The following is a 15,493-nucleotide window of genomic DNA, read 5'->3' as shown; positions in this document are numbered from 1 at the left end:
GACATCCTGCGCAACCTGGCGGTTACTACTCAGCTGGTGCTGTTATCGAACGTGAAACCTCTTCTCTGCGGGTCTCGTGGGCGTGCTCCTTGTTCAGTGCCCGGGAGATTGCCTGGCCCAGCGCACTGACATGAGGTGCCCTGACCAGCGTTTCGTGGGTGCCGGGAAGCTCGGTAACGCTCACCGGAGAGTCAAGCAGGGCCGTCCAGCCCAGCAGCGGATCGTCGCGCTCCTCGGCGCTGGCGGTAAACAGCGTCACCGTAAGCGGAGCAGGCGGGGTGACATAGGCACCGATCGCGACATGGGTCGCATGGGCGACTGCAAGATGGCTGCGTAACAAGGTGGCATCGACGTCCTGCGGCAGTTCCTCCGGGAGCAGCTGGTGCGCCATGCACAGTGCCAGCATTTCAGCGATGTCATCCGAGCCGGCCAGCTCGGTGAGCTGCCGGAATACCTCGGGGTCTATCTGCTCGGGTAGCCAGTCCATCAGGAATTGACCTTCGCTCAGTGTCTCCGGCGCTTGCTGATCCAGACGCGCGGAGGTGTCGATAATGCCGAGGAACTCCAGCTGTTCACCGCTGGACTGCAGCTGGCGGGCCATTTCATAAGCGATAAGCCCACCCGCAGACCAGCCGCCGATCCGGTAAGGTCCTTTCGGTTGCACCTGGCGAATCGCCGCCAGGTAACGCGCAGCCATGGCCGGCACCTCAAACAGCGGCGTTTCTCCAGCCGCCAGGCCACTGGCGGCCAAGCCATAGAGCGGAACCTGCGGGTCGATCGCCGCAGCCAGATCGCGAACGTACTGCACTTCGCCGCCCAGCGGGTGGACCAGAAACAGCGGTCTTTTCGAGCCTGTGCGACGGACCGGCACCAGGTTGCTGTGCTGGCCGGGGCGTGCCTGGCCGTCCAGGGTTCTGGCAAAACCGGCAATGGTCGGCTCGATGAACAGATCGCGGACCGCGATCGGTTTGCCGAGCACCTTGCGCAAGCGCGAGGCCATTTGCACCGCCATCAGGGAAATACCGCCCAGCTTGAAGAAGTCGTCATGGCGACTGACCTTGTCCAGCTTGAGCAACTCTTTCCAGAGGTTGGCGAGGGCGATCTCGGTGTCACCTTCGGGCGCTTCGTAAGGCAGGGCTTCAGGCTGTTCTTCCTCGACCGTCGCGGCGATAGCCGCGGTATGCGTCGAATGCGGCAGCACTGGCGTGTTGTCCAGCACCTGGCCGATCGACTGCCGAGCGTCGCGCACCATATTTTCCAGAACCCTGGCAAACAGCTGCATGATGGCCTGTGCGGTGGTTTTGTCGAACAGGTCGCTGGAGTATTGCAGGCCGCCGCTCAGGCTTTCGCTGGAGTCCACCAGTGACAACGACAGATCGAACTGCGTGGTGTGATGCTCGCTGTCCAGCAACTCGACTTCCAGGTCGGGCAATTGCAGCAGCGAAGGCGGCGTGTTATCCAGGCTCAGCATCACCTGGAACAACGGGCTGTGGCTCATGCTGCGGGTTGGCTGCAAGGCACTCACCACTTGCTCGAACGGCAAGTCCTGGTGATTGTAGGCAGCCAGCGTGAGGTCTTTGATCCGGTCGAGCATGTCGTTCACACGCGTCTCTCGCTCGGTCGGCACACGCAATGCCAGCGTATTGGCAAAGAAGCCGATCATCGGCTCAAGCTCGGGATGCTGGCGGTTGGCAACGGGCGTACCGACCACCACATCGGTCTGCCCGCTCAAGTGGCTCATGAGCATCGACCATCCTGCCAGCAGAACCATGAACGGCGTGCTGCCCTGAGCCTGGCTGAAGGCACGCAAGTCGGCACTCAATGCCGGCGAGAACACATGCTCGACCATCCCGCCGGTATAGCTCTGGATGGCTGGACGCGGACGGTCCAGTGGCAGATTCAACACGCTTGGCGCACCTTCCAGATGCTTGCGCCAGAAATCGATCTGGGCCTGCAGCGCGGGGCCGTCGAGGGATTGCCGCTGCCAGGCGGCGTAGTCCACGTATTGCAGTGGCAGCGCGGGCAGCGGATCTTTTTGACCTTGACTGAAGGCGGCGTAAAGCACGCTCACTTCCTGAGCAAGAACACTGTTGGACCAGCCGTCGGAGACGATGTGATGCAGCGTGATCAACAGCACATGCTCGGCATCCGCAACCTGCAGCAAATGCCCGCGCAGCATCGGGCCCTTGGTCAGATCGAACAGTTGCGTGGCATTTTCCTGACCCAGACGGGCCAGGGTTGAAGTGCGCTCGTCACTGGAAAGGTCACGCAGATCCTGTTTCAACAGCGGAAAGCGGCTATCCGCCGGGGCGATCTTCTGCACCGGTTCACCGTCCACCAGTTCAAAACGCGTGCGCAGGGTTTCGTGGCGGGCCACCAGGCGATCCAGCGTTGCCTCCAGGGCAGCCGTGTCAAGTGACCCTGTCAGGCGCAACGCCATCGGCAGGTGATAGGCCGCACCCGCGGCGTGATCCAGATGGTCGAGGAACCACAGGCGCTGCTGGGAAAAGGACAGAGGCAGGCGACCCGAGCGATTGGCCCTCGGAATCGACTGTGCTTCACCTGGCGCAGCGGCGTTGACCAGCGAAGCCAGGCCACGCACGGTCGGGGCGTCGAACAGTTCACGCAAGGTGATTCGTGTACCGAGCTTGCGCCGCAGTCGCGACAGCAGCTGCACAGCGAGCAACGAATGCCCCCCCAGTTCAAGGAACCCGTCGTTGCGGCCCACCTGATCCAGATGCAGCAAGGCTTTCCATATCTCGGCGATGGCCTCTTCGGTTTCGCCTTGCGGCGCCTCGTAAGCCTTGCTGGCCAACGCATCCTGACCGGGGGCGGGCAGCGCACGGCGGTCGAGTTTGCCGTTGGCGGTCAGCGGCAGGGTGTCCAGCTGGACGAAAGCGCTGGGCACCATGTACTCCGGCAGATGCTTGAGCAATTCGCTGCGCAAGTGTTCGGCTGCCACCAATTGGCCACAGACATAAGCGACCAGGCGCTGGCTCTCCGAGTCGCCCTGGCTATCGTTGCGGGCAATCACTACCGCCTCGCGGATACCGGGTATGGCCAGCAGAACGTTTTCGATTTCACCCAGCTCGATGCGGAAACCACGCACCTTCACCTGGAAGTCGTTGCGGCCCATGTATTCCAGCGTGCCGTCTGCCAGCCAGCGACCCAGGTCGCCGGTTTTGTAAAGACGCGCATTGGCGACATCGGAGAACCGGTCGACGATGAAACGTTCGGCACTCAGCTCGTCACGGTTGAGGTAACCACGGGCCACACCACGACCGCCAATGTGAATTTCACCGACGACGCCCAGAGGTGCCGGCTCGCCACGCGCATCCAGAACATGCACCTGAACGTTGGCGATGGGTCGGCCGATGCTTGGTTTTTCACCCAGATCGCGGATCAGATCGATGGTCGCGTCCACTGTGCACTCGGTCGGACCATACATGTTGTAGAAGCGGATGGTCGGGCAGTTACGCAGCTTGTCCCAGGTGCTGGCGTTGATCGCCTCACCGCCCAGCAGCACGCTGACCGGCTGATAGCTGCTGCGTTCCAGCAGGCCGGCCGAGAGCAGGGTGTCGAGCTGCGACGGCGTGGAGTCGAAGGCATGAACCTGATGAGCTTCCAGGAAGTCCAGCAGTTCGCTGCCGTTGGCACGCAGCAGTTGCGGAATGATCACCAGCTTGTGGCCAGAGAACAATTGCGAGATGCCTTTGATCGACATGTCGAAGAAGAAACCGGCATTCAGCGCCACGGTGGCCGGTGTCGGGCAATGCTGATGGGTCGTGCGGGTCAGCACGTTCCAGAAGTTGAACACCGAACGGTGCTCGACCATCACACCTTTCGACTGGCCAGTGGAGCCTGAGGTGTAGATTACGTAAGCCAGATTTTCCGCCGTCAGGCCGTCTACCACCGGATTGGCGTCGAACGCCTGATCATCCGCCGCCAGCAGCGATTCAGCGCTGTCCAGCAGCATCAGCGGTATGTCGCCGACCGGCAGACTGAGTGCGCTCTGGGTCAGCAGCGCACGCGGCTGGCTGTCCTGCAGCATGAAGGCCATGCGGTCAGTCGGGTGGTCAGGGTCGATCGGCACGTAGGCGGCACCGGACTTGAGCACGCCCAGCAGGCCGACAATCATGTCCAGACTGCGTTCGGCGCAGATGGCCACGCGCTCGTCCGGCTGCACACCGAGGTGCAGCAGTTGCCGGGCCACGTGGTTCGCGCGGCGATTGAGCTGGCGATAGCTCAGTTGACGGTCTTCGTAGACCAGCGCCACAGCCTCGGGATTGCAGCGGACCTGGTGTTCGAACAAGGCATGAATCGGCACTGCCGGAGCGAATTCACGGGCGGTGTCGTTGAAGTCGTTGAGCAGCAGTTGCCGCTCGGCCTGCGGGATCACTTCCAGGCTGCTTGCCAGGCGCTGCGGATCCTGCTCAAGGGCGTTGACCAGCTCGGCAACCGCCTGCCCGAGGTATGCGGCAATCCGGTGCGGGTCGATGCCATCGATAGACTGCGCGGTCAGCGAAAAGCCACTGGCCTCATTGGCTACGGCAATTTCGATCGGGTAGTTGGTACGGGTTTCGGAGCCCAGGAAACGAACACCTTCCTGCTCCTCGCTCATGTCCTCGATGTTTTCCCCGGCCGTGTTCACCAGATCACCGTGACGGCAGTTGAGGATCACTGTGAACATCGGCAGCGATGCATCCACTGCACTGCAGCGCTGCGCCAGGGCCAGAGGCGCCTGCTCGTGGGTCAGCAGGCCGCTGAGCTGTTGGTAGGCGTCCTGAACGATATCGCGCACGCTGTTTTGTTGCAGGCGAATACGCATCGGCAAGGTATTGATAAACATCCCCAGCGCATGGTTGGCGCCGGAGGTGCCTTGGGAACGTCCCGAAAGCACGGTACCGAAAATCCCGTCGTCGCGGCCGCTGGTGGCCGCTACCACCAAACCCCATGCCGCGTGGAACAGCACCGAGGTTGGCACGCCCTGGGCCCGCGCGCTGCTGTGGATCCGCGCGCTGAGATCGTCGCTCAGATCCTGCACCGAACGCAGGATTGCCGCGTCGCCGCCACGCACATCGAGCACGCCGTAGGGCGCAGTGGTGGTATCGACATCCCCCAGCAGTTGACGGAAGTAGGCTTCATGTTCGGCCTGGGAAACACACGCGGCCCGGGCGATGAAGTTGCGGTAAGGCTGGGATGGCGGCAGGGCATCGGCGCGTCCGTCCATCACTGCCTGGATCTCGCCCATGATCAGGCGCAGGGTGACGTTGTCGCTGATAAGGTGATGGTCCAGCAACGCCATCAGCCACTTTTCCTGCCGGGTATCGTAAGTGATATACGCGGCGATCAGCGGTGCCTGTTGCAGGTCCAGGCGCATATGGTAGGTATCGGTGCGTTCGCGCAGCATCTGCAAGGCGTCTTCACCGGGTGCGGTGTCGAGCTGAATGACTGGCAGCTGTGCGTGACGATGGACCACCTGCACCGGTTGCGACAGACCTTGCCAGCGCAGGGCGCTGCGCATGATGTCGTGGCGGTTGATCACCACTTGCAGCGCGCCGAGGAATTTGTCGAGCAAGGCACGGCTGTCGAAGGTCGCTATGGTGCGCATCAGGTAGGCGTCGCCTTCTGATTGCAACAGATGGTGAAACAGGATGCCTTCCTGCAACGACGACAGTGGGTAGATGTCCTGAACATTGGCGACGCCGCCTGGCACATCGGCAACGATATGCTCCAGTTCCTGCTGGGTCAGTTTCACCAACGGCAGCATGTCCGGGGTCAACACCGTGCAATCGACGGGAATCAGGTTCGCCGGGGCGACCCGTTCCGCCGTAGTGCCGCCCGCCAGGACCGCGGCCATGGCTTGCAGGGTCGGCGCCGAGAACACCGTGCCCACATCCAGCAGCAAGCCGATCTGACGCAAGCGCTCTATCAGGCTGATGACGAGGAAGGAGTGACCGCCAAGTTCGAAGAAGTGATCCTGGCGACCGACACGTTCCACTCCAAGCAATTCCTGCCAGGCAGCGGCCAGGGTTATTTCGAGGCTGCCTAGCGGCGCTTCGTATTCGCGACTCACTGTAGCGAACTGGTCCGGCGCAGGCAGGGCCGCACGGTCCAGCTTGCCGTTAGTGGTCAACGGCCAGGCCTCAAGGGACACAAAGGCGCTTGGCAGCATGTGTTCAGCCAGTACGCTGGCCAGTTGGCTGCGCAGAAGCGCTGACTCGGGCGCAGTGCCGCTCTCGGCAATCAGGTAGGCGACCAGGCGTTTGTCGCCGGGGCGATCCTCACGCACGATGACCATCGCTTCACGGACCTCCGAGCAGGCGAGCAATTGCGCCTCGATCTCACCCAGCTCGATACGAAAGCCGCGAATCTTGATTTGCGAGTCATTGCGGCCGACGTAGACCACGCCACCGTCGCTACGGTAGTGCGCAACGTCGCCGGTGCGATAGAGGCGTGCGCCGCTGTGCACGGCATAAGGGTCGGCAATAAAACGTTCGGCATTCAGTTCCGTGCGGTTCAGGTAGTGCCGGGCGACCCCGGCACCGCCGATATAAATCTCGCCATTGACGCCCACCGGTACCGGTTGCTGGTAGTCGTCGAGAATGCGCAGGCATAGGTCATCAAGCGCCGGGCCGATCAGACTTGGCATGGCCGTGTCGATTTCCGCCTGGCTGATCGGGTAGTAAGTGGCATGCACGGTGATTTCCGTGATCCCGTACATGTTCACCAGACGGGTCCGGGACAGCGGTGTGCGTGCGGTCCAGGGCTGCAGGCTGCGGAAGTCCAAAGCTTCACCACCGAACACCACTTCACGCAGCGCATGCTCTTGCGGGCTGCGTTCGCGGGCCTGGATGAACTGGCGGAAAGCGCTTGGCGTCTGGTTCAGAACGGTGACCTGCTGCTCGCAGACCAGCGCATAGAAGTCATCCGGCGAACGCGTCACCTCACTCGGGACGATGACCAGTTTGCCGCCGTAACACAGCGCCCCCCAGATTTCCCATACGGAGAAATCGAAGGCGAAGGAGTGGAACAGCGTCCAGACATCCTCACGGCCAAAGTTGAATTGCCCGGCGGTGGCGTCGAACAGGCGTGCCACGTTGCCGTGCTCCACCAGGACACCTTTGGGCAGGCCTGTGGACCCGGAAGTGTAAATGACATACGCCAAATGCTCGCGGGACAGACCCAGAGCGTCAGGCTCAGGGTTGCAGTCCAGCGATTCATCGGCCAAATCAGCATCGTCATTGTCCGTGCCGAGGGTCAGCAACGGCACGCTGTGCGCTGGCAGCACGTCGAGGCAGGCAGACTGTGCCAGTAACGCCACAGGCGCGCTGTCTGTCAGCAGGTAGCCGAGACGCTCGGCAGGGTAAGCCGGGTCAAGGGGGACGTAGGCCGCACCGGCCTTGAGTACCGCCAGCACCGCGCAGATCATCTGTGTGCCCCGTTCTGCGAGGATCGCTACCCGGTCATCGGGACGCACGCCTTGGGCGAGCAGTTCACGGGCCAGACGGTTGGCACGGCGGTTGAGCGCCCGGTAACTCACCTCATGCCCGGCAAAGACCAGTGCGATGCCCTGCGGATGGGCGGCCGCAAACTGTTCGAAGCGCTGATGCACCATCAGGCCCGATGCGAATACCGCCTTGGGCTGCAGCAGAGCTGGCGAGGCCAGACGCTGCGCCGCGCTGAGCAACGGCAGGCCGAGCACAGGTTGCGCGACATCCTCGAGCATCGCTTCGAGCAGGGTATGGAAATGCTGGGCAAAACGCTCGACGGTGGAGCGGTCGAAGAGGTCGCTGGCGTACTCGATGACCCCGGTGAGAGCGCCGTTTTCGCTACCCAGGGTCAGCATCAGGTCGAACTGTGCGGTTTCATGGGCTTGTAATACGGGATGCAGGCTAAGGCCCGGCAGCTGCAACTCGCCACCGATGCTGGTGTTATCCAGCGACAGGGCGACCTGACACAGCGGGCTATGGCTCATCGAGCGTGGCGGCTGCAGTGCCTCGATCACTTGCTCGAACGGAATATCCTGACGCTCATGGGCCGCCAGCGTGGTCTGGCGGACCTGTTCCAGCAGTTGCGCCACGCTCGGGTTCTGCGCCAGATCGACGCGCAGGGCCAAGGTGTTGACGAAGAAACCGATCAGGTTCTCGGTTTCGGTGCGGCCACGGTTGGCGCTCGGCACGCCTATCACCACATCCTGCTCGTTGCCCAGACGTGCCATAAGCACCGACCATGCACTGAGCAGGCCCATGAACAGGGTGACGTTGTGGGTCTGGCAGAAGCGCTCCAGACGCTGACGAAGCGCTGCATCGATCGTCACTGGCACAGCGCCGCCGCGGTAGCTTTGCACCGCCGGACGCGGCCGGTCGGTGGGCAGCGACAGCAGCGTCGGTGCACCACCCAGGTGCTCACGCCAGAAGTTGGCCTGCTCGGCAAGGCGCTCGCCGGTAAAGGTGCGGCGTTGCCAGGCGGCGTAGTCGGCATACTGGATTGACAGGGCCGGCAGCGGGTCCGGCTGATGCTGACTGAACGCCTGGTAGAGGGCGGTAAATTCCTTGACCAGCACGCCTACCGACCAGCCGTCGGAGATGATGTGGTGCTGAGTGATCAGCAGCATGTGTACATCATCCGCCAGGCGCAGCAGACGGCCCCGAATCAGCGGGCCCTGACGCAAGTCAAACGGTGCAGCGACCTCGCTGTCGGCGATGCGTGAAGCGCTGAGGCTGGCCTGTTCATAAGGCTGCGAGCGCAAGTCCTGCTCTGCCAGGGCGAAACCGCTGTCTGCCGCAGCGATGACCTGCACCGGCTGTTCGCCGTGCAACTCGAACGTGGTGCGCAAGCTTTCGTGACGCGCAACCAGACGGTCGAGCGCAGCCTTGAGCGCGCGGTGATCAAGCTCGCCACGCAGCAGCAGCGACATCGGCATGTGGTAGGCGCTGCTGGCACCCGAGTCGAGCCTGTCGAGGAACCACAGGCGTTGCTGTGAGAAGGACAGCGCCAACGGCGCGTTACGCTCGACGGGTTCGATACTGACGGTGTCGACCGCTTGCAGGCCGTCGACCACCTTCGCCAGTTCGGCCACGGTCGGGTGATTGAACAGCTGGCGCAGCGCCATGTCGCCGTTCAGTTGCTGACGCACACGGGAAACCAGTTGCGCAGCCAGCAGCGAGTGACCGCCAAGCTCGAAAAAGCCGTCATGACGACCCACTCGTTCAAGGCCCAGCAGTTCCTGGAATATTTCCGCCAGGGCCTGTTCGGTGGCGCCTTCCGGCGCAACGTAGCTTCGCTCGAACATGGCATTCAGGTCGGGGACCGGCAGCGCCTTCTGATCAACCTTGCCATTGAGCGTCAGCGGCAAGGCATCCAGGCGCATGAACACACTCGGAACCATGTACTCCGCTAGGTTGGCACTCAATTGTGTACGCAGGTCCTCAGGATCAGGCGCTTCAGCATCTGCATGGACGGTGTAATAAGCCACCAGACGGGTGTCACCCGGGCTGGCTTCGTGCGCCACCACCACGGAGTTGCGAACGCCGTCGCACAAGTGCAGGACGCTTTCGATTTCGCCAAGTTCGACGCGGAAGCCGCGGACCTTTACCTGCCCATCGTTACGCGCCAGATATTCAAGGTTGCCGTCCGGCAACCAGCGCGCCAGATCGCCGGTGCGATAAAGTCTCGCGCCGGGCTGCTGACTGAACGGGTCTTCACTGAAGCGTTCGGCGGTCAGTTCCGGGCGGTTCAGGTAGCCGAGAGCGACGCCTGTGCCACCGATGTAGATCTCGCCGGCCACACCCATCGGCACCGGCTCGCGCCGGGCGTCCAGCACATAGACACGCACGTTGGCGTTGGGCTTGCCGATCGGCAGACTCAGGGTGTCAGGCAGTACATCGAAGATTTCGTAGCTGGTGGCACAAGTGGTGCCCTCGGTCGGGCCATAGCCGTTGAACAGGCGCACCTGGGTCGAGTGCTCACGGACTCGACGGAACGACGCCGGATCAGCGCGCTCGCCGCCACACATGATCATGCGCAAGCCGGCCAGGGCCTCGGGAATCAACCCTGCATACAGGTTGAACAGGGCGGTCGAGCTGATCATCGCTGTCACTTCGTGGCGCTTGAGCACAGCGGCGAAGGCCACCGGCTCAAGCAGCACCTGCGGCTCGATAATCACCGACTGGCCACCATTGAGCAACGCGCCCCAGATTTCCGGAGTGCTGGCGTCGAACGCCGGGTTGGAAGAAAACGCCACGCGGTCCTCGGCGCAGAATTCGTAGTAGCCGTTGTCCTGGACCAGCCGCACAATGCCGTTGTGGGTCACGATCACGCCCTTGGGCAGACCGGTGGAGCCGGAGGTGTAGATGATGCACGCGGGGGTCTCGCCTGCGACTTGATCTGCAAGCACGACTGGCCCTTGGCTCAGCGCTGGCAGCTGCAGTGTGTCCAGATCCAGTCTCGGCGTCATTTCAGGTGCAGTCAGCTCGCTACGGGTCAGCAGCATGATGGCTTCGCTGTCCTCGAGCATGAAGCGCAGACGCTCTTCAGGCGCCAGGCGATCCAGCGCCAGATAGGCCGCGCCGCACTTGAGGGTCGCCAGCATACTGGCCAGCAATTCCACCGAACGATCCAGCAGAATCGCCACCCGGGTTCCAGGCATCACACCGTGCTGACGCAGGTGCTGAGCCAGGGCGTTGGCGCGGCTGTCGAGTTCGGCGTAGGTCAGTGTCCGCTCACCCTGGCGGACTGCAATTGCCTGCGGTGCAGTTTCGGCATGGGCCTCGAACAAGCGATGCATCAACTGACCGGCAGGGTAGGCGCGGTCTGTGGCATTGATATCCTTCAGCAGATACTCGCGCTCCGCAGTGTCGAGCAACGGCACCTGCTCCAGCACCTGCCGATCATCGGCCACCATCGCTTCCAGCAAACGCTGGAAGTAACCCAGATAACGACGCATGGTGCTTTCGTCGAACAGCGCCGTGGCGTACTCCAGCGTGCCGATCAGTTGCCCGTCCATCTCGCCGATGTCCAGCGCCAGGTCGAATTTGGCCGTATCACCGGCCACTGCGACGCCTTGCAGGGTCATGTCGCCGAGCACCAGAGCGGTGTCCTCGTTGTTTTGCCAGGACAGCATCGCCTGAAAAATCGGGCTGTGGGACAGGCTGCGTTGCGGGCGAACCACTTCAACCACTTGTTCGAACGGCAGGTCCTGGTTTGCCTGTGCTGCCAGGGTCTGCTGTTTGACTTGCTGCACCAGCGCTTCGACGCTCGGCGCGCCCGAGAGGTCGACCCGTACAGCAAGGGTGTTGACGAAGAACCCGATCAGGCTCTCCACCTCGGCATTCATGCGGTTGGCCACCGGCGTACCGATCACCACGTCATCCTGACCGGACAGACGTGCCAACAGCGCGGCCCAGGCGGCCATGACCGTCATGAACAGGCTGCTGCCATGGCGCTGGCTCAACGCCTTGAGACCATGGGTCAATTGTGTGTCGAGCACCAGTTCCAGCGTCTGCCCGCTGTAGTCCTGTTGCGCCGGACGTGGCCGGTCGGTCGGCAGGGTCAGCAGGGCTGGCGCACCGGCCAGGGCCTGCTGCCAGTACTGACGCTGTTGTTGCAGCACGTCGCCACTCAACCAGTCACGCTGCCACAGCGCGTAGTCGGCGTATTGCACTGGCAAGGCCGGCAATGGGTCCTCGGCGCCCTGGTGGAAGGCTTCATAGAGAGCGCCCAGCTCGCGGTTCAAAATCCCGGTTGACCAGCCATCGGAGACGATGTGGTGCATGGTCACCAGCAACACATGGTCGTCATCGGCCATGCGCACCAGACGCCCGCGCACCAGCGGTCCATTGACAAGGTCGAAGTGCTCGCCGGCCTCTTGTGCAGCGATGGCGAGCAACAGTTCTTCGGCATCGCTCTGCCCGGCCAGTACCTGCAACTGCAGTCTGAAACCTGTTTCAGGAGCAGAGATACGCTGCTCCGGAGGCTGTCCTTGCTCTTCTACAAAGGTCGTGCGCAGCGCCTCATGGCGGGCCACGATACGGTCCAGTGCGCGTTGCAGCGACGCCTGATCAAGGCTGCCGCGCAGACGCAGTCCCACCGGAATATGGTAAGCGGCGCTGCCACCTTCCAGTTGCGCGAGAAACCACAGGCGCTGCTGGGCAAACGACAGCGGTAGCGCACCCGAACGTTGCACAGGTGTGATCGCCAAACCAGCGTTGCCCTGCGTATTGGCCAGCCGCTTGGCGAATTGCCGCAGCACCGGTGCTGCAAAAAACGCTGACGGTGAAACCTCCATATTCAACTGCTGACGGACCTGAGCCAGCACGCGCATGACCAGCAATGAATGACCGCCGAGCGCGAAAAAGTCATCATGACGGCCGACGCGTGCGACGCCCAGCACATCCGCCCAGATTGCGGCGATTGCCGTCTCCAGCGGACCATCGGCTGCTTCGAAATCATGCTGATCGAAGGCTTCGGCATCCGGCTCGGGCAACGCTCTGCGATCCAGCTTGCCGTTGGCGCTCAGCGGCAAGGCAGCCATGCGCACGAACGCTGCCGGGATCATGTATTCCGGCAGGTTGAGTTGCAGTTGCTGGCGCAGCGCGCGTGGGGTCAGGGCAGGGCTGGCAGATTCACGGGCGGCATCTTCCACAAGATACGCGATCAGTTTCGGCGTTCCGCTGCTGTCCTCGCGAATCACAACCAGGCTTTCGCGCACGCCCGCGACCTCGGCCAGACGTGCTTCGATTTCGCCCAGTTCCAGACGCAGCCCGCGCAGCTTGGCCTGTGAGTCGTTGCGGCCGAGAAATTCGATATTGCCATCAGCCCGGTAACGAGCCATATCGCCGCTGCGGTACAGCCGTTCGCCGGCCACGAAAGGACTGTCCATGAAGCGTTCGGCAGTCAGTTGCGGCAAATTCAGATAGCCGCGTGCGATACCTGCGCCGCCGATATATAGCTCGCCCACAACACCCGGCGGAACCGGTTGGCCAAGCTCATCAAGCAGATAAATCCGCGTGTTGGCCAATGCCCGGCCAATCGGCAAGACCCCGTCGACCTGGCTGGTTGCCTCGAACTCGAAACAAGTACTGTCGATGCTGGCCTCAGTGACACCGTAGGCCTGAACGATCTGCACGTAATCGCCACAAAGCTTGCGCAGTTGTCGGGCGCTGTGCGCAGTCCAGATATCCGAGCCACAGACCACGGTGCGCATGAACGACAGGTCGTGACCCGCTTCTTCCACCCAGGCCAGCAACGAATTGAGTACGGCAGGCACGAAATCCGCAAAACCGATCGACGCCTCGCGCATCAGACGGTAAAGCGCAGGCGGGTCCATCAAGGTCTCGCGTGGGCACAGCACCAGTGTGCCGCCGAAACCCAGTGAGCGAATCAGGTCGGCGCTGAATACATCGAAGGAAAACCCGGCCATCTGCAAGTGATTGAGTGGCGCGTGCAGTGCGTAAAATTGCGCCCATGCCGCGCTGACTGCGAGCAATCCGCGATGCTCGACCATCACGCCTTTCGGCACGCCGGTGGAGCCCGAGGTGTAGATCACATACGCCAGGTTGTGCGCGCCGAGGGTTTCCACCACGGGGTTGTCGTCGCGTTCGACGAAGGTGTCGCGTTGATCGTCATCGAGCAGCACCCGCGGCAAGTCCAGCGTCGGCAAATGCGCCTGCACATTACGCTGGGTCAGCAGTGCCGACGGCGCACTGTCTTCGATCATGTAGGCCAGGCGCTCGGCCGGGTAAGCCGGATCCAGTGGTACATAGGCGGCACCGGCCTTGAGCACACCGAGCACGCCGATCATCATTTCCACGCCACGTTCGACGCAGATCGCCACCCGATCGTCCGGGCTGATGCCCAGGCTGATGAGATGATGAGCCAGACGGTTGGCCTGACGGTTCAATTCGGCATAGCTCAAGCGTTGCGACTCGAAGGACACGGCTATGGCGTCGGGCTGCGCCTGAACCCTTTCTTCGAACAGTTGATGAATCGTGCAGTCCTGCGGGTAGGGCGCCTCTGTTGCGTTGAGGCCCGCCAGCAGATGCTCGCGTTCGTCGGCACCCAGCAAGGTGACGTGCTCCAGCACCTGCTGGTCGTCGGCGACCATGGCCTCCAGCACACGCTGGAAGTAGCCCAGATAACGTCGCATGGTGCTCTCATCGAACAGCGCTGTGGCGTACTCCAGCGTGCCGACCAGTTGCTCATCCACCTCGGCCATGTCCAGCGTCAGGTCGAATTGAGCGGTATCAGCGGCCAATTCGATGCTTTTCAGAGTCATGTCGCCGAGCGTCAGATCAGAAGCCTCATTGTTCTCCCACGACAACATCGCCTGGAAAACCGGGCTGTGGGACAGACTGCGTACCGGCTTGATCACTTCAACCACTTGTTCGAACGGCAAGTCCTGATGCGCCTGTGCATCCAGCGTCTGCTGCTTGACCCGCGCCAGCAGCGTCTCTGCCGTGGGCTTGCCACTGAGGTCGACGCGGATCGCCAGGGTGTTGACGAACAGGCCCACCAGCCCTTCGACTTCGCTGCGAGTACGGTTGGCCACTGGCGTACCGATGACCACCTCGTCCTGGCCCGCCAGGCGTCCCAGCAGCCCGGCCCACGCGGCCATGACCGTCATGAACAGGGTGCTGCCGCGGCGTTGGCTCAATGCCTTGAGACCTTGGGTAAGGTCTTTGTCGAAAACGATGGGCAGTGCTGCGCCGGCATAGTCCTGCAGCGCCGGACGCGCACGGTCGGTGGGCAACATCAGCAGCGCCGGAGCGTCTGCCAGGGTTTGCTGCCAGTAGTGACTTTGCTGTTGCAGCAGATCGCCACTGAGCCAGCGACGTTGCCAAACTGCGTAGTCCAGGTATTGCAGATCCAGCGGCGCCAGCGGGTCGTCCCGGCCCTGACTGAATGCCGCATAGAGCGCGGACAATTCGCGGGTCAGCACGCCAATCGACCAGCCATCGGAAACGATATGGTGCAGGGTCAGCAGCAGGACGTGACGGTCCTCGGCCATACGCATCAGGCGGCCACGAATCAACGGGCCCTGTTGCAGATCGAAGCCTTGCAGCGATTCTTCGCTGGCCAGTGCCTGAAGTTTTTCCTCGGCATCCGCCAGCCCTTGCAGATCGTAGATGTGCAGGTTGAAGCCGACATCTGCCGGGCTGATACGTTGCAGAGGCTGTCCGTCATCGCCCTGCATGAAGGTGGTGCGTAAACCTTCGTGGCGCGCAACGAGGTGCTCCAGCGCCCGTTGCATTGCTTCGAGATCCAGTTTGCCATGCAGGCTGAGACCGGCAGGCATGTGGTAGGCCGCGCTGGCGCCTTCCATCTGGGCAAGAAACCACAGACGTTGCTGGCCGAATGACAACGGCCACGCCTGATCGCGTGCCACTGGCACGATATCCGGCAAGTTGCTGCGCCCGGCCTGGGTAATGGCCACGGCCAGGGTGCTCAGTTCGGGATGGGCGAATAGCGCGGCCAGACCCAGTTCAACGCC

1 protein-coding gene (running past one end of the window) is annotated in these 15,493 nt (G+C 62.5%); it reads right to left on the bottom strand.

Annotated features, from left to right (window positions below; translation table 11 throughout):
* Positions 1-25: 25 nt before the first annotated feature.
* Positions 26-15,493, bottom strand: the 3' portion of a protein-coding gene (syrE, locus tag JOE33_RS01070) for a syringomycin E biosynthesis non-ribosomal peptide synthetase SyrE (protein WP_209924020.1). It continues 12,903 nt past the right edge of the window; the window shows 15,468 of its 28,371 coding nt (coding positions 12,904-28,371); its start codon lies beyond the right edge, outside the window — the gene reads right to left on this strand; it ends in the stop codon at positions 26-28.

This window comes from Pseudomonas sp. PvP027 (assembly GCF_017833005.1).
GTDB lineage: Bacteria > Pseudomonadota > Gammaproteobacteria > Pseudomonadales > Pseudomonadaceae > Aquipseudomonas > Aquipseudomonas congelans.
The sequence above is the reverse complement of the archived record's forward strand: the minus strand, read 5'-3'. Positions and strand labels throughout refer to the sequence as shown.